The organism is Gilliamella bombicola (assembly GCF_900094945.1).
GTDB lineage: Bacteria > Pseudomonadota > Gammaproteobacteria > Enterobacterales > Orbaceae > Gilliamella > Gilliamella bombicola.
The window spans coordinates 1,771-19,276 of record NZ_FMAQ01000014.1 but is presented as its reverse complement, the minus strand read 5'-3'; the positions used below and the strand labels follow the sequence as shown (position 1 = coordinate 19,276).

The window sequence follows — 17,506 nt, the reverse complement described above, 5'->3', positions numbered from 1 at the left end:
GCTAGCGCCAACACGCTAGCATATAAAATATGAAAAAAAATAAATTAATACACCGTAGATTAGTTGAAGTATATCCAGAATTTACTAATGATATTCCGCTATTATTGCAGCGAATTTATGCCTTGCGTGGCATTACTAGCATGCAAGAGCTTGACTACAGCACGCGCAATCTGTGCAATTACAATAAATTAGAAGGTATTGAAAAAGCCGTTGAAATTCTTTATTCAGCAATGAAGAATAATGAACACATCATGATTGTTGGCGATTTTGATACCGACGGCGCTACAAGCACAGCCTTAACAGTTAGAGCACTTAAAAATATGGGCTGTCAATTTGTTGATTACATCATTCCAGATCGCTTTGACGATGGGTATGGATTAAGTATATCGGTTGTAAAAAAAGCTATTCTACAAAAAGCCCAGCTCATTATTACCGTTGACAATGGAATTTCTGCCACTGAGGCTGTTGATTTTGCCAAACAATCAAATTTATCGGTAATTATTACCGACCACCATTTATGCCCCGAGCAATTACCTAATGCCGATGCAATAATCAACCCTAATTTACCTAATTGTAGTTTTCCATCCAAGCATTTAGCCGGAGTGGGTGTAGCTTTTTATTTTATGCTAGCTTTACGCGCAAAATTACGACAAGAAAACTGGTTTGCTGACAAGAATTTGACCGAATATAATGTGGCAAATTTATTAGATTTAGTTGCTTTAGGTACTATTGCCGATGTGGTTAAACTTGATCACAATAATCGCATTTTAGTTCACCAAGGTATAAACAGAATTCGATCTGGATATTGTAGTGAAGGTATCAAAGCCTTATTACATATCGCTAAAAAAGATCAAGCTTCTTTAACTTCAACAGATTTGGCTTTTTATATAGCGCCAAGATTAAACGCTGCAGGTAGAATGGACAATATGGCATTGGGCGTTCAATTATTACTTTGCGATAATTATGATTCAGCTATCAACAAAGCCGCAGATCTTGATAATCTCAATAACGATCGAAAGCTCATTGAACAAACGATGCATGAAGAAGCTTTATCGTTTATTGAAGAAGTTGAAAAACAAAACACCTCCATTCCTAACTTACTTGTGTTTTATCACCCTGAATGGCACCAAGGTATTATTGGCATTTTATCGTCACGTTTAAAAGATAAATATTATCGACCAGTTATATCATTTGCCTCAACGCAAGACGGTTTTTTAAAAGGCTCTGGTCGCTCAATTAAAGGGCTACACCTGCGAGATCTTATTGATGAGTTAAATCAGCAACACCCTGATTTAATAACCAGCTTTGGTGGCCACGCAATGGCGGTTGGATTAACTATTCGCGAAGAAGATTTAGAACGTTTTAAAATCAGCATTGAAGCACTCTTAGACACACGATTAAAACCTGATTTACTAAAACAGGTTATTGAAACTGATGGTGAAATAGATAGCCAAGATTTTACTTACGCAATTGCCAAGCAAGTAAAAGAATCGGGCCCATGGGGCGAAGGGTTTTGTACTCCCATTTTTGATGGTGAATTTATTATTCATCAACAACGATTATTGGCCGACAAACACCTTAAATTGGTATTAGAGCCCCAAAATGGAGGTCCACTTATTGAGGGGATATGTTTTAATGTAAATAGACAGCAATGGCCTGATCAATCAATAAAAAATGTAAAAATAATTTATCATTTAGATGTTGATGAATTTCGCGGCAACCAAGCACTAAATTTAGTCATTAAGCATCTATGGCCTATCGCATAAGCAACTAGGATCGATTATAATTGCAAAGTTGCGCTGAATATTCATCTAATTGCTGACCAGATCGACAATAGTACCCAATGTCATCAATATAAAATTTATACAACATTAAGGATACAAAATGCACATTCATATTCTTGGAATTTGTGGCACATTTATGGCTGGGATTGCATTAATAGCCCGTTCTCTAGGTCACAAAGTAACAGGCTCAGATAAAAATGTTTACCCACCAATGAGCACACTTTTACAAAAAGAGCATATTGATATCATTGAAGGATATGAACCATCACAACTAACATCTACACCAGATTTAGTCATCATCGGCAATGCCCTATCACGAGGGAATCCTTGCGTTGAATATATTTTGGACAATAACATTCCTTATATTTCAGCACCACAATGGCTACATGATAATGTATTACGTGATCGTTGGGTGATTGCTGTGGCTGGAACACATGGCAAAACCACAACTGCAGGGATGGTTAATTGGATTTTGGAAAAACAAGGTTATAAACAAGGTTTTGTGATTGGTGGCGTACCTGGCAACTTTGATGTTTCAGCAAGATTAGGTGAAGGTAATTTTTTTGTTATTGAAGCGGACGAATATGACTGTTCATTCTTTGACAAACGTTCAAAATTCATGCACTACTGCCCTAAAACATTGATCATGAACAATTTAGAATTTGATCATGCAGATATTTTTGATGATTTAAGTTCAATTCAAAAACAATTTCACCATCTAGTTCGTTTAGTACCAAGTAAAGGACTAATCATCTCGCCACAAGAAGATGTAAATTTAAAACAAGTATTGGCTAAAGGCTATTGGAGCGAACAAGTATTTACTGAATCAGAAACAGGTTGGTTAGCCCAACGCATCAGCAATGATGCAAGCCATTTTGCTGTTCTCTATAAGAATAAAAAAGTAGGTGAAGTCAAATATTCATTAGTAGGCGAACATAATATGCATAATGCAGTAATGGCGATTGCAGCTGCTCATAATGTGGGTATTGAACCGGCTGACGCCTGCTTAGCATTAGGTTCGTTTATTAATGCAAAAAGACGTTTAGAGCTCTATGGTGAAGTTAATAACATCGAAATCTATGACGACTTTGCACACCACCCAACAGCCATTTTAGCAACATTAGAGGCTTTACGTAGCAAAATCGGCTCTAATCGCCGCATTTTAGCAGTTCTCGAACCCCGGTCAAACACAATGAAATTAGGCATATCTAAAGATGAGCTAGCCCCATCGCTTGGACGTGCAGACGAAATTTTCATCTTCCAACCAGAACAACTGCCTTGGTTAGTTGCTGATGTGGTAGATGCTTGTATTCAACCGGCTTACTGGACTGGCGACCTTGATTTACTGGTTGAAATGATCACAAAATCAGCCCGACCAACAGATGCAATTTTAATTATGAGCAATGGTGGCTTTAATGGCATCCATAACAAAATTGTAGAAAGTCTAGAAAAAAAACAAATAAAAGATCAAGAAGATCAACCATTAATTTAATAACGATATATTAATAGCAACATATGATATGCCTATCACAGGGCATATCATATAAACAGAATATATCATGAATGAAGCAATCGACATAATAGCTATATTATGTCGCAGAATAAAATTGGCAAGAATTGAAAAAGTTTATCTGATAACACCCAATTAATTACAGTGAACCGTAATTGCTAGCCCACCCCGTGATGTTTCTCGATATTTTGCATTCATATCTTTTCCTGTTTCATACATGGTTTTAATCACCTTATCTAACGATACTTTTGCCGCAGTAATTCGCCTTAAAGCCATTCTCGTTGCATTAATTGATTTTACAGCAGCGATGGCATTACGCTCAATACAAGGTACCTGAACTTGACCAGCGACAGGATCGCAAGTCAATCCTAAATTATGTTCCATCGCGATTTCTGCAGCCATGCAAACTTGCTCAGGATTACCCCCTAAAAGCTCAGCAAGCCCTGCTGCAGCCATAGAACAAGCAACACCCACTTCTCCTTGACATCCAACTTCAGCACCAGAAATAGACGCATTGATTTGATAAAGTTGCCCTATCGCACCACAAGTTAGAAAAAATCGAATATAAATATCTGGTGTCACTTCGTTAATAAATTTATCATAATAAGCTAGCACCGCTGGGATAATACCACACGCTCCATTTGTTGGCGCCGTCACCACTCGACCACCAGCAGCATTTTCTTCACTAACGGCAAGCGCAAACATATTTACCCAATCAATAACCACCATAGGATCACTAATAATTTTATCTTTGGTTGTAGATAATTGACGATATAACGAAAACGCACGACGAGGGACTTTTAGAGGTCCAGGCAATAATCCTTCTGTATTCATTCCACGCTTGATACATTCCAAAATAGTTTTCCCAACTCGCGAAAAATAATCTTCAATTTCTTCATAAGTGTGTAATTGCAGCTCATTTTTCATCATAATACTAGAAATTGACAATGAATTATCTTCACAATGTTTTAGTAACTGTTCGGCTGAAGAAAATGGATAAGGAAATTTTACGGAGTCTTGTTTTTGCAAACCAAATTGCTCCTCTTCAACAATTTGACCACCGCCCACGGAATAATACGTTTTTTGAAATAGTAATGTATCACCATTATAGGCACTCAACGTCATGCCGTTTTCATGTAATGGCAAAAATTTGGAATGAAACACCATACAACTATCCAAAGGAAAGTCGATTTCGTAACGATTATGATAAATCGGTAAACGGTGAGTTTGTCTTAATTTTTCGATAAAAATAGGAATATTATCAATATCAACAGTATCAGGTTTTTCACCGGCTAACCCCATAATAATAGCAATATCAGTTTGGTGCCCTTTACCTGTTAACGACAAAGAACCATAAACATCAGCAACAATTTTAGTAACCGATGACATCATATCATTGCTAATTAGTTGATCAACAAACGCCTTCCCAGCTCTCATTGGTCCAACTGTATGCGAACTTGAAGGACCAATACCAATTTTAAATATTTCAAATACTGAGCTCATTTTACTCCTTGAAATTATTATCTTTTATTTTTAAAGTAAATAAACATCTATTCATAACAGGAAAACACTATGCACTTCACCATAACATAATTAAGCTTGGAATGAATATTTAAATAATTTTGGCAAAAAACGAGTAAGAGAAATTTCAAATAAAAAGTATCTTTTATTAAAAAAGACATAAACAATATAGCGATTAAACCTATTGAAACTTAAGACTTTATAGCACAAAAAATAATGTTGAAAATCCCAAAATTATAAAATAACTAATTTTAAAAGCTTAATTATTAAAGATTGCATTTCAATCAAGAATTGAATCATAATAACAAATTATTCCTGTTTCTAAATGCTCAATTTCTAACTCGCCACCTGTTAAAATTTCATCACCAGAAAAATAACTTGGCTTTCTTTTTAGGGTCACTTTTCCCAAAAGCTCATCATTGTAATAAAAATACCCTTCATCACTAATTTTATTATAAGGATCATCCGATTCCATCAATCCTCTGCCACAAGGACAATCGATAGAATCAACCCAATTACCATCTTTAGTTTTGCACCCATCTCCTCGCCAGCCAAAATCCAAAATTTCATCATAACTTAAATCCATTAAATAATATTTGGTTATTTTCACAGGATAATAGAGTATAGCAAAGACTAATAGCACATAAATAATATGCGATATTTTTAATTTTTTTAGTTTCATTATTTTCTTATTACTTATTACTAAATTACTTATATGAATAAAAGGTACAGGTAATGCCTGATTCAAAATCCTTAACGTACAGTTCCCCACCAGTAAATCGTTCTAAAGGAATGTAATCAGGTTTTCTTTTCAAATAAACTTTTTTCATCAGATCACTACCAATAATATAGCCATTCCCATCTTTGATATAAATACCGTTACTTTTATATGGATTCATTTGTTCGCAAATAGAACAATCTTTGCCATAATGATACTTGCCGCTGTCCAACTCACCTGGGTAATAACATTCATGCTCATTCACCCACATAAGATCCATCATTTCTTCATAACTAAAATCAGTTAAATAATAGATAATAAATTTAACTGGTTGGTATAATACCAAAACCACAAAAAAGGCTGCCACTAAGCGTGATAAATTTAATTTATTCATATCGATTTTTCTTATTACTCATGCTGATAATTTACAATTAATCTTTATGATTCACAATAATTATCAATAAAATTGCTTTAGTGTTGCGTTGGGTACTGCTAAACTAGCTCACATTTTTATTATATTTATAAATAAATTATTTTCGGGATAAATTTATGCGAACCAGTAAATATCTTCTTTCAACGTTAAAAGAAACCCCCGCTGATGCAGAAGTCATTAGCCATCAATTAATGTTACGTGCCGGCATGATCCGTAAAGTGGCTGCGGGTTTATATACTTGGCTTCCCACTGGTTACCGAGTACTAAAAAAAGTAGAAAATATTGTTCGTGAAGAGATGAACAAAGCAGGAGCAATAGAAGTATTAATGCCGGTCGTGCAGCCTGCTGATATTTGGCAAGAAAGTGGACGTTGGGAACAATATGGCCCAGAACTACTGCGGATTAAAGACCGCGGTGATCGTGATTTTGTGTTGGGTCCAACCCATGAAGAAGTGATTACTGACTTACTCCGTAATGAAGTAAGTTCGTACAAACAATTACCACTTAATGTCTATCAAATTCAAACTAAATTTCGTGATGAAGTACGCCCACGTTTTGGTGTGATGCGTTCGCGTGAATTTATTATGAAAGATGCATACTCTTTCCATACCACACAAGAATCATTGCAAGAAACTTATGATGATATGTACAAAGCCTATAGCGCTGTATTTACTCGCGCAGGTTTAAACTTTAGAGCAGTGCGAGCTGACACAGGATCGATTGGTGGTAACTGGTCACATGAATTCCAAGTATTGGCCGACAGTGGTGAAGACGACATCGTGTTTTCAACAGAATCGGACTATGCTGCTAATATCGAAATGGCCCAAGCACAAGCGCCAACACAAAAACGCTCAGCGCCGACTAAAGCAATGGAACTGGTTGAGACACCAAACGCCAAAACGATTGAAGAATTAGTTGAACAATTCAATTTACCAATTGAAAAAACCGTGAAAACCCTAATGGTGAAAGCCACAAAAGAAAGCGGTCACAAACTTGTTGCGCTATTAGTCCGTGGAGACCACACCTTAAACGAAATCAAAGCCGAAAAAATTGATATCGTAGCCTCACCACTAGAATTTGCAACCGAAGAAGAAATCCGTGCGATTGTGAATGCAGGGCCAGGCTCATTAGGACCAATTAACTTAAATATGCCAATCATCATCGACCGTGATGTTGCAGTCATGAGCGACTTTGGTGCGGGTGCAAATATTGACCACAAACACTACTTCAATATTAATTGGGAACGCGACGTTGCCCTGCCACGTATTGAAGATATCCGCAACGTGGTTGAAGGTGACATTAGTCCTGATGGCAAAGGAACATTACAAATCAAACGAGGGATTGAAGTTGGGCATATCTTCCAACTTGGTACAAAATACTCACAAGCAATGAAAGCCACTGTACAAGGCGAAGATGGGCAAAATCACGTCATGATCATGGGTTGCTACGGTATTGGGGTTAGCCGAATTGTGGCAGCAGCAATTGAACAATGCCATGATGAACGTGGTATTGTTTGGCCTGAAGCCATTGCGCCATTTAGTGTCGTAATTATTCCAATGAATATGCACAAATCAGAAAAAGTCCAAGCCACGGCCGAAAAACTTTACGCTGATCTACAAGCTGCTGGCATTGAAGTTCTCTTTGACGACCGCAAAGAGCGCCCAGGAGTAATGTTTGCTGATGCGGAACTAATTGGTATTCCACACACAATTGTCATTGGTGAGCGTAACCTTGAAAACGGCGAGGTTGAATACAAACATCGCGCTGGTGGCGACAAACAAATGGTAAAAACAGATAATATTATCGACTTTATCAAACATCGCACTCAATTAGTTTAACGTTCAAATAACTTACTAAACAGCCTAAAAGCACAACTGCAATAAACCAATTACTGTTGTGCTTTTGCATTTTTTATCGTACCCCAAACCATCATTACCTAAGCAACCACTAAAAAGCTAAATTCGATTACAAATTCAAAGTGATATTGTGTTTTTTTTCAGCTAAAATAAATCAAAATAAATCTTATCTCAATGGGTTGAAATAATGTTAAAAAAAGTCATGGCATTTACTCTATCTGCCTCGTTATTATTACAAAGCACACCTATCGTTTATGCTGATAACATCAACCTACCAGACATGGGTACTGCCGCGGCCACAACCCTCAGCATTGGCCAAGAAATGGAAATGGGCGATTACTACGTACGAATGTTACGTGCCAGTGCACCAATTATTAACGATCCAGTTTTAAACCAATATATTAATGACTTAGGCAAAAAATTAGTCACTAAATCAGAATCAGTAAAAACCCCTTTTCAATTTTACATTATGAAAAGCGATGTACTTAACGCCTTTGCTTTCTTTGGTGGGAATGTCGTCATTCATTCACAATTGATATTAGATACCGACAACGAAAGTCAATTAGCTTCAGTCATGGCGCACGAAATTGGACACGTCACCCAACGCCACTTAGCCCGAGCAATGGAAAACCAAAACCGCAACAGCCCTTATGTATGGGGAGCAACATTAGGTTCTATCTTACTGACTTTAGCAAATCCCGAAGCGGGAATGGCTGCAATAACAAGTACTATGGCAGGTTCGGCGCAAAATATGATTAGCTTTACACAAAGTAACGAACAAGAAGCCGATCGAGTTGGTCTTAGAACGCTATCAAAAGCAGGATTTGATCCTTATGCTTCATCGGAGTTTTTACAAAAACTAGCCGATCAAAGTCGTTTTAGTAGCAAACCACCCGAAATATTACTCACTCACCCACTCCCTAACAGCCGAATAACCGACATTCGCAACCGCACATTACAATACGACAAAAAGAACGTAACACCTTCATTAAACTATTATTTAGCAAAAGCACGATTAGCAATTTTAATCAATAACAAAAAAAATGCCGGTAAACTACTCATACAGGATTACAAAAAGCTAAACAATGAACAAAGTAATATTGCCGCTATTTATGGCAACGCATTAACTGACAACGTAAGCGGTAATAACCAAAAAGCTAAACAACAATTACAACCGTTACTAGACAGTGATCCTAATAATATTTGGTATATCGACTTAATGACAGATATTGATTTAGCGCTCAATAATAACAATGCAGCCATTGCTCGCCTACAAGCGGCGTTAAAAAAAGCACCCGATAGCTCGGCATTGCAATTAAATCTAGCAAATGCGTACATAAAAAACCAAAATTATCAACAAGCGGTGAGTTTATTGCATCGTTACACTTTCGACCATAATGACGATATCAATGGTTGGGATTTACTTGTTACTGCTTATGGAGGAATACGTTCAAGAGCGCAAGAAATGAGTGCACAAGCAGAAATCAGCGCATTAAGAGGAAATTTTAAACAAGCAATCACAATATTACAAAATGCGAAAAACCAAACCAAAGGTAATCAAACGATGGTTTCGAAAATTGATGCAAGAATCAACCAATTACAACAACTGCAAAAACGTTATGCAGCTTACGCACGATAACGGGGTTAAATTGTAACAATATCGCCTCGACTCATGATAAAAATACTCATCAGTCGAGGTATAAAAGACCTTTATTCTTGGGTCAAATGATCTACGTTATTATAGAATTTCACCGTAAATTTGCCAACTGACTGGTCATCATCTTGCTTATAGTTAACTACACTAATGCTCGTATTCAACATCCTTGGAAAATAATCCTCATCACGATGTAAACGCCAATCGCCACCATTTAAAACACAAAGCAATATACGCAATACCGTACCATGTGACACAACTAAAATGTTCCCAGAATCTTGAGGGGCATTTTGCACAATAGTATTTAGCCCTTGCTTCATTCGCGCTAAAATATCGGGGTAACTTTCGCCTTGGCTAACAGATGAATCAAAATTAGCAGGATCAGTCAAATAGACATTAAATTCCGGCACATCTTGTTTTAAAGTAGGCACATGCTTACCTTCCCAAAGGCCAAAATCCATTTCGCGCAGATCCGCAAGCTCAGAAGTAGGAATAGCCATATTATTTTCATTCACAATATAATTACGCGTATCCATTGCACGTTTTTGAGGACTAGAATAAGCTTGCATAAAAGGCACATCTTTTAAATGTTGCCCAGTTAATTTAGCACCTGAAATACCTTGTTCGGTTAACGGAGAATCTTTTGACCCTTGCATCTGATCTTTAACATTCCACTGCGTTTGACCATGTCTAATTAAATATAAATTTAAATCCTTCATTCGTACTCACTACCTTTTCTATTTAAAATTCTGTAGGCTGATATTTATCTTTTCTAAGATAGGTTAAACAGCCCTGTAAAGCATCATCCATAGGTGCATTTAATTGCATCTCTTGCCCAGTTTTAGGATGAATAAATTTGACGCTAGCGGCATGTAAAAACAACCGATTAAGCTTAGTACCAGCTAACAATACATCAAACTGCCTATCACCATAACGATCATCAAAAGCAATTGGATGATTAGCATATTGCGTATGGATACGGATTTGATGGGTACGTCCAGTCACAGGGCTGGCTTTAATCAAAGTGGCAAAATCAAAACGCTCTTCAACTTTAAACCGTGTTTCTGATGGCTTACCCTCTTTATCGACTTTCACCACTCGCTCGCCGCTTTTCAATACGTTTTTAAGTAATGGCGCCTGAATCACCTTACATTCAGAAGACCAATTCCCCTTAACAAGCGCCAAATAATTTTTTTGCATTTGTTTAAGGCGCAACTGTTCATGTAACGCTTTTAATGTAGAGCGTTTTTTAGCGATCAACAATACACCCGATGTCTCGCGGTCAATACGATGCACCAACTCCAAAAACTTGGCATCGGGTCTTAGCGCGCGTAAGCCTTCAATTACACCAAAACTTAAACCACTACCGCCATGCACGGCAATACCTGATGGTTTATTAATCGCTAATAAGACATCATCTTCATAGATAATGGCCTTTTCTAAATCAGCGACTTTATTAAGCTTGGTTGAAATTTCTGATGTAGCTTTTTCAGCCACGCGAATAGGAGGGATACGAATTTCATCGCCAATATTTAATTTATATTCAGGTTTAATTCGCTTTTTATTAACACGAACTTCGCCCTTTCTTAAAATACGATAAATCATACTTTTTGGCACACCCTTTAAATAGGTGATTAAAAAGTTATCAATTCGTTGTGTCGCATTTTCCTCTGAAATGGTAACAAATGAGACTTGTAACTTGGTTTGTGGAGCATTTGAGTCCATAAAAAATGATTAATCCGCCATCAATAAATAAAGTCGTTTACATTATTCAAAAATAAATTACACTATCGACATTAAAGAATCACGATAGATGATATCCAATATAATTAAAGAAAAATGATTATAACGGAATATGGAGGAATAAAATAGTATGTTGTCACTGCTTAATCAATACTCACAAAGCAGATTCGCTTGGTTCTTATTGTTCTTTTCCACGCTTAGTTTTGAAATAACCGCACTTTATTTTCAACATGGTCTAGGGCTAGCACCTTGTACACTTTGTATTTACCAACGTTGTGCCATATTTGGCATCATGCTAGCTAGCATCATAGGACTAATTGCACCTAAAAACATACTTGCACGGTTAGCGGCCGTTTTAATTTGGCTTTTTAGCGCCTATAAAGGATTTGCTTTAGCAACATTTCATGCCCACCTACAATTCGAACCAAACTTAAGTGACACTTGCTCACTCAGTCCTCAGTTTCCAGCTTGGTTACCATTAGACTCATGGTTACCTAGTTTATTTAATGCTTACGGATCTTGCGCTGATAAGATATGGACATTTTTAACTATCGAAATGTCACAATGGATGATCATCATCTTTGCTTGCTACCTTATTGTCGGTTTAGCCATATTAGTATCACAGCTATTTTCAGCCCCTAAAAGCTCAATGTGGAGCAAGTAACGCTATTTATAAAGCTAGCACTTTTTGTTGATTTTGTTAGAATGTGTGACAATTTTATTTTACAAATTGTCACACACAAATGCTTTTGGAATATCACCCACCTATTGAACCTTGGCTGTCTATTTTATATCAAGATGATCACATTGTCGTAGTCAACAAGCAACCCGGTATCTTATCGGTTTCAGGGAATAAACCTCAATTTATTGATAGTATTATTCATCGTTTGCAACAAAAATATAGCTATGTCGAATCCGTACACCGACTAGACATGGCAACCAGTGGCATCATGGTTGCCGCCTTATCGAAACTTGCCGATCGTGAAATAAAAAAACAGTTTCGGGAACGCATTCCCAAAAAAACCTATATCGCCGTTGTTCATGGGCACCTTGAGCAGGACACTGGCCGTGTTGAATTACCCCTAATTTGCGACTGGCCCAACCGCCCAAGGCAAATGGTCGATTTAGAAAATGGAAAACATGCACTGACTGAATATCAAGTTATTGCCCGCAATCCCGACAATACAACACGAGTAAAATTATTTCCTTTTACCGGACGCTCGCACCAATTGCGTGTTCATATGCAAGCCATTGGTCACCCAATTTTAGGCGATAAATTTTATGCACATCCCGAAGCATTTGCGATGTCTAAAAGACTGCTATTACACGCTCAATTACTCACGATTAATCACCCAAAAACAGGCGAAAGTATGACGTTTAGCACTGAGCCAGATTTTTGAAATACAAAACCGGCTTATACCAATGGCTAAAACTCATTAAAATAAAGGAAATTAAAATGCAAAAAATTGTATTAGCAACAAACAACCAAGGTAAAGTGAATGAATTGCAAAAATTACTCGCCGATGCCGGTTTTGATATTATTGCACAAAGCCAATTTAACGTACCTGATGCCGATGAAACAGGATTAACATTTATTGAAAATGCCATTTTAAAAGCAAGGCATACTGCCAAATTAACAGGACTGCCGGCCATTGCTGATGACTCAGGCTTAGCGGTCGATGCGCTGGGTGGACAACCGGGGATCTATTCTGCACGTTATGCGGGTGAACATGGCAACGACAAAAACAATAATCAAAAACTTCTTACAGCATTACAAAACGTCCCCAAAGAAGCCCGCACTGCCTACTTTTATTGCGCACTTGTCTTTATGAGACACGAAGCCGACCCAACTCCCATCGTCTGTCTAGGCAAATGGAATGGCTTTATCTTAAATGAAGAACAAGGTGAAGGCGGATTTGGCTACGATCCACTTTTTTATATCCCAGAATTAGGCTGCACCGCAGCACAGCTCACCAAAGAACAAAAAAGCCAAATCTCACATCGAGGCCAAGCACTTAAGCAACTTATTACCAAAATTAAAACTGATTATTAATGATTAACAATATTATTTATATTCAAAATTGTATATCAAGAAACAAACAGTATATAATTAATGCATCAATGGGCGTGGAGTTAATATTGTGATTCTACTAATAGTAAGTGGTCGCTCCGGTTCGGGCAAATCAATAGCCCTACGAGCGCTAGAAGATATGGGATTTTATTGTGTTGATAATATCCCTGTTGCGTTATTACCACAATTAGCCAATTCATTAAAAGACAACAACACACCCGTGGCAATTAGCATTGACATACGGAACTTACCTGAAAATTTTGACTTCAATAACGACATTTTCCAACGCTTACCGCAATCAGTAACCCCAGAGATCATCTTTTTCGACTGCAGTCGCAACACCCTAATTCGACGCTATAGCGAAACAAGGCGCATCCACCCATTAACCAATCAACACTACTCCCTTGAAGAAGCCATCGACCTTGAAGAAGCTTACCTAGAGCCATTAAAATCGCACGCAAGCCTCATCATCAACACCGACAACCTTTCAGTCCATGAACTATCCGATATTTTAAGATCACGTATTTTAGGTAAAAAAGAGCGCGAATTAACCATCATATTTGAATCATTCGGCTTTAAACATGGCTTACCGGTTGATGCTGATTTTGTCTTTGATGTCAGATTTTTACCCAACCCACATTGGGATATTAGTTTGCGCCCACTAACAGGTCTCGATGCACCTGTCAAAGAGTACTTACTAAAACATGACGAAGTATCCCACTTCATCTACCAAACAGCCAATTACTTAAATCAATGGCTACCATTGTTAGAAAAAAACAACCGCAGCTACTTAACCATCGCCATTGGTTGTACAGGTGGACAACATCGTTCAGTCTTTATTGTTGAACAATTAGCATCGTTTTTTAAAGCACAAAACAAACAAGTACAAATACGTCACCGAACGTTAGAAAAGCGCTAAAAAAACAGTTCTACTCATCAACCAGCTTAAGGTTTACTATTTCCTCAAGTCGGTGTTTACATTTTTTAATAATTTCTTTCAACGTTATTTTAGGTTTATGGTTTACAGAATCTGACACCGTCGTAATTAGCTGACTGAGTTTAACCAACTCAATATCTGCAGGTAAATTAGCTAACTTAGTTCTTAACACATTAACCGTCTGCGGATGTGGATGACCAATAGCAATCGCCACACCATTTTTACGAGCCAATTTCACGGCCAAATCAAATTGCTGACTAATTGCGCTTTCGGTTTGCTTATCATCTAAAAAAACATCACGCGTTAACACCGGTATATTATAGTCCAGAGCAGCTTTTTTAACTTGGGTTTTACCGATAGTTTTACTATCCAAAAAAAACATTGAATAACGACTCAACGCTTTCATCACATTTATCATACCGCTTAGATTCGAAGTCATCAAACTACCCATATGGTTATTAACCCCAACGGCATAAGGCACCCGTTCAACAGCATTATCGACAATGACTTTAACTTCGCTTTCATTCATCGAAGGAAACAAAGTATCCTTTTCTAACGGTTGTTTATTCATTGGCGCCATAGGCAAATGGATAATCACATCATTACCATGCTCATGAGCCATCGTAGCAATACGTTTAGCATTAGGAGAGTGTGGCAAAACAGCAATGGTAATCAAGGGCGAAAACCCAATAATCTGCTCCTCATTATGTTGACGATAGCCAAAATCATCAATAACCAGCACCAACTGCCCCGCATATAAAACGGGCGAATTTAGCACCAACAAACTAATAACCAGCAGACCAATAAAACAGCGCATTACTTTAACCACCCACTTGGATCAAGTGCCTTACCATCACGGCGAATTTCAAAATATAAAGCAGGCGTATTTTGCCCCCCACTCGAACCAATCAACGCAATGGCTTGCCCGTTTTGAATCTTATCGCCCACCTCAACCAAAATACGTTGATTATAGCCATACAAACTCATATCACCCTTACCATGCTCAAGCGCCACAACAAAACCATAACCTTGCAACCAACTCGCCAATATCACCCGTCCATCGGCAATAGCTCGCACCTGAGCACCATCTTTAGCATTAATGACCATCCCCTTCCAATGTAACTCACCTTGAAGCGATTCGCCAAAACGGTGAGCAACACTACCGCTAACAGGCCAATTAAACTGATGTTTCGGCTTACCAATACCACTCACCCGCGCCATCAATGCCCGCTCATCAGGGTTAAGGGTATAGCTTGTATTTTTTTGCTTTTCTTCAATATGTTTTGCCTGCCTTGCTTCTTCTTCTGCTATGCGTCGGCTTTCCTTTTCTGCTTGGGCAATTTTGGCTTGTAATTTGGCTTCATTGTTACGCAAACTGGCTAATTTTTGTTGATTTTCTTGCATTGACAATTCAAGCGAAGATATTGTCTTTTGCCGATTTTGACGGTTCTTTTCAAGCCCAGCTTGCTGTTCTTTTTGCTTGCTTTGCAAAGCTTTATGGGTTTCCTGTTTTTTTTGCAATTCTTGCTTTTTATTGGCCAATTGGGTTTGCGTATCTTCAAGCTCAGCAATCAGTTGTTGTCGTGCATTATTAATATAACTGAAATAAGTAATAATGCGATCATTACGCTCACTCTTCTCGCCCGAAAAAACAAGCTCAAATCCCGTCGCATTACCCAGTTTAAATGCGCTTTCTAACTGTTTGGCCAGCACAGCTCGTTGCTGTTTTTGTTTTACTGTTAGTAAATCAATTTGTTTAACTAAGCTATTGATGTCTTGATCAAGTTTTCTAAGTGATAAATCGTTTTTTTCAATCGAAGTTAACAATTTCGCGATTTCGGTTTCTTGCTCTTTAAGATCATTAACTAGCTCGGTACGTTCTTTTTTTTGCTGTGCTAGGCGTTTTTCTTGTTCTTCGATCGAATGACGTAGGGATTGGAGTAGCTGATTGTCATCAGCGTATGAAAAGTTAACTTTCATTAACCCCACAAGAACAATAATTGCAATTTTTTGATAAATGGACATGGTGTTGTATTTGTGATTGATAGCCGAGCAATAATGATGATGTCACTATACCGATAATTAGGGCAAGATGCAAAATGAAAACCAATTGTAATGTGGGGGGGAGATTGTTTTTTTTAGAAAAAACACTCAAAAAAAACTTTAATAAAATCAATACCTTTTCTGACTGATTTTTGGGCGGAAAATCAGGCCTTTTTTGGGTTGGTGAATAGAATAAATTGGGTGCGCAGGTTTCGGACGTTTTGACCTTGGGTGAATAAAATAGCTACAGTGACCACGTCCGAGTCAGGGAATTAAAGCGAATTCCCTGACAACCCACGCTTTGGCTGCAGAATGTGGCCTGCGGCTACCCTCCGCCGTCGCTCGGTCTTGACGCACCGTTTGTGATGCGTTCCAGACGCAGCACAAACTCGCCAAACATCCCTGTTTGGCGTGCTAACCTCTCTCTGTTGTCGGCACATTCTGATGCCGGAATAGGACAAACAACATAACCATCGTTTTTGGGAAAGATTGTTGTGTTTTTATAATTATATCGTTGATTTTATTTTGATTAAACGCCTACACGGCGTTAAGGGGCGACGTTACAAAGTTACGCAAGAATTATATTTTCTAAACCGCCTATACGGCGTTAAGGATTAATCTAGTTACATACACTGATGACGTAATTTTCTAAACCGCCTATACGGCGTTAAGGGTTCACTGTGACAAAATGATTGACAATCCCCTTTTCTAAACCGCCTATACGGCGTTAAGGTCGCTAAACCAATCAATCGTTGGCGGCTACTATTTCTAAACCGCCTATACGGCGTTAAGGTAGAACTCAAGATTTGATAAATCTTGCTGTATAAAGATAAACAACAATTTTGGTTTTGAAAACCCTTTTTTTAAGGTGTTTTATAATTTATTGATTTTATTTAATTTTAAATTGTTGTTAAAAAAAGGGTTTGAGCGGTTAAATTGTTTTTATTAGGGCGCTATTTGTGGTTTTGTTGATTTGTTGTATGTCGGCGCTTTGCTTAGGTTGTTTAAGTGATTGATTTAGCTTGAAAACGGCAAAACAAAAACTTCAATAAAATCAATATCTTTTCTGACCACTTTTTGGATGTAATTGCATTGCTTTTTAACAAAAAAACAATTTACCCAAAATACCTAAGATTATGTTATTTGTCCTATTTCGGCGTCAGAATGTGCCGACAACAGAGTGAGGTTAGCACGCCAAACAAGGATGTTTGGCGAGGCTATGCTTCGCCGGGAGCG

Annotated in this window: 15 protein-coding genes; 8 read left to right on the top strand and 7 right to left on the bottom strand. The window is 37.8% G+C overall.

Going from position 1 to position 17,506, the window contains the following annotated elements; translation table 11 throughout:
* Nucleotides 1-29 precede the first annotated feature (29 nt).
* Together recJ and mpl are read left to right on the top strand one after the other, a co-directional pair.
* Nucleotides 30-1,766, top strand: coding sequence for a single-stranded-DNA-specific exonuclease RecJ (recJ, locus tag GA0061081_RS09455; RefSeq protein ID WP_091350332.1), 1,737 nt, complete (start codon nt 30-32; stop codon nt 1,764-1,766).
* 118 nt (nt 1,767-1,884) lie between these two features.
* Entirely contained in the window at nt 1,885-3,276 is a 1,392-nt protein-coding gene (mpl, locus tag GA0061081_RS09450) for a UDP-N-acetylmuramate:L-alanyl-gamma-D-glutamyl-meso-diaminopimelate ligase (protein WP_091350329.1), read from the top strand.
* Between the two features lie 153 nt (nt 3,277-3,429).
* On the opposite strand, the gene GA0061081_RS09445 is transcribed toward mpl, so the two are convergent.
* From GA0061081_RS09445 to GA0061081_RS09435, 3 genes are all read right to left on the bottom strand, one after another.
* A complete protein-coding gene (locus tag GA0061081_RS09445) occupies nt 3,430-4,797 on the bottom strand; it encodes an L-serine ammonia-lyase (protein ID WP_091350326.1) in 1,368 nt (455 codons plus the stop codon).
* Nucleotides 4,798-5,095: 298 nt separating this feature from the next.
* Nucleotides 5,096-5,497: a hypothetical protein gene (locus GA0061081_RS09440; RefSeq protein WP_091350323.1), complete on the bottom strand. Its 402-nt coding sequence runs from the start codon at nt 5,495-5,497 to the stop codon at nt 5,096-5,098.
* 25 nt (nt 5,498-5,522) lie between these two features.
* Nucleotides 5,523-5,927 (bottom strand): hypothetical protein, encoded by a 405-nt coding sequence (locus GA0061081_RS09435; protein ID WP_091350319.1) that lies wholly within the window; start codon nt 5,925-5,927, stop codon nt 5,523-5,525.
* Nucleotides 5,928-6,082: 155 nt separating this feature from the next.
* On the opposite strand from GA0061081_RS09435, the gene proS reads away from it, so the two are divergent.
* Together proS and bepA are read left to right on the top strand one after the other, a co-directional pair.
* Complete coding sequence (gene proS / locus GA0061081_RS09430) at nt 6,083-7,804, top strand: proline--tRNA ligase (RefSeq protein WP_091350316.1); 1,722 nt, start codon at nt 6,083-6,085, stop codon at nt 7,802-7,804.
* A 205-nt stretch (nt 7,805-8,009) separates the two neighbouring features.
* Nucleotides 8,010-9,461: a beta-barrel assembly-enhancing protease gene (gene bepA, locus GA0061081_RS09425; RefSeq protein ID WP_091350312.1), complete on the top strand. Its 1,452-nt coding sequence runs from the start codon at nt 8,010-8,012 to the stop codon at nt 9,459-9,461.
* Nucleotides 9,462-9,532: 71 nt separating this feature from the next.
* Here the strand turns inward: bepA and GA0061081_RS09420 are convergent, their stop codons facing one another.
* The gene (locus GA0061081_RS09420) at nt 9,533-10,195 is read right to left on the bottom strand and encodes a histidine phosphatase family protein (RefSeq protein WP_091350309.1); all 663 of its coding nucleotides are present in this window, start codon (nt 10,193-10,195) and stop codon (nt 9,533-9,535) included.
* Nucleotides 10,196-10,217: 22 nt separating this feature from the next.
* Nucleotides 10,218-11,201: a 23S rRNA pseudouridine(955/2504/2580) synthase RluC gene (rluC, locus tag GA0061081_RS09415; protein WP_091350306.1), complete on the bottom strand. Its 984-nt coding sequence runs from the start codon at nt 11,199-11,201 to the stop codon at nt 10,218-10,220.
* 148 nt (nt 11,202-11,349) lie between these two features.
* Here rluC and dsbB point away from each other — a divergent pair, with 148 nt between their 5' ends.
* From dsbB to rapZ, 4 genes are all read left to right on the top strand, one after another.
* Complete coding sequence (gene dsbB / locus GA0061081_RS09410) at nt 11,350-11,883, top strand: disulfide bond formation protein DsbB (RefSeq protein WP_091350304.1); 534 nt, start codon at nt 11,350-11,352, stop codon at nt 11,881-11,883.
* Between the two features lie 79 nt (nt 11,884-11,962).
* A complete protein-coding gene (gene rluA, locus GA0061081_RS09405; protein ID WP_091350301.1) occupies nt 11,963-12,619 on the top strand; it encodes a bifunctional tRNA pseudouridine(32) synthase/23S rRNA pseudouridine(746) synthase RluA in 657 nt (218 codons plus the stop codon).
* 56 nt (nt 12,620-12,675) lie between these two features.
* Nucleotides 12,676-13,272 (top strand): XTP/dITP diphosphatase, encoded by a 597-nt coding sequence (locus tag GA0061081_RS09400; RefSeq protein ID WP_091350298.1) that lies wholly within the window; start codon nt 12,676-12,678, stop codon nt 13,270-13,272.
* Nucleotides 13,273-13,360: 88 nt separating this feature from the next.
* Complete coding sequence (rapZ, locus tag GA0061081_RS09395; RefSeq protein WP_091350295.1) at nt 13,361-14,209, top strand: RNase adapter RapZ; 849 nt, start codon at nt 13,361-13,363, stop codon at nt 14,207-14,209.
* A 10-nt stretch (nt 14,210-14,219) separates the two neighbouring features.
* Here rapZ and GA0061081_RS09390 read toward each other — a convergent pair whose 3' ends face one another.
* A complete protein-coding gene (locus tag GA0061081_RS09390) occupies nt 14,220-15,044 on the bottom strand; it encodes a divergent polysaccharide deacetylase family protein (protein ID WP_091350292.1) in 825 nt (274 codons plus the stop codon).
* Nucleotides 15,044-16,252 (bottom strand): murein hydrolase activator EnvC, encoded by a 1,209-nt coding sequence (envC, locus tag GA0061081_RS09385; protein ID WP_091350289.1) that lies wholly within the window; start codon nt 16,250-16,252, stop codon nt 15,044-15,046. Before envC ends, GA0061081_RS09390 begins: the two co-directional genes overlap by 1 nt.
* Nucleotides 16,253-17,506: the final 1,254 nt, after the last annotated feature.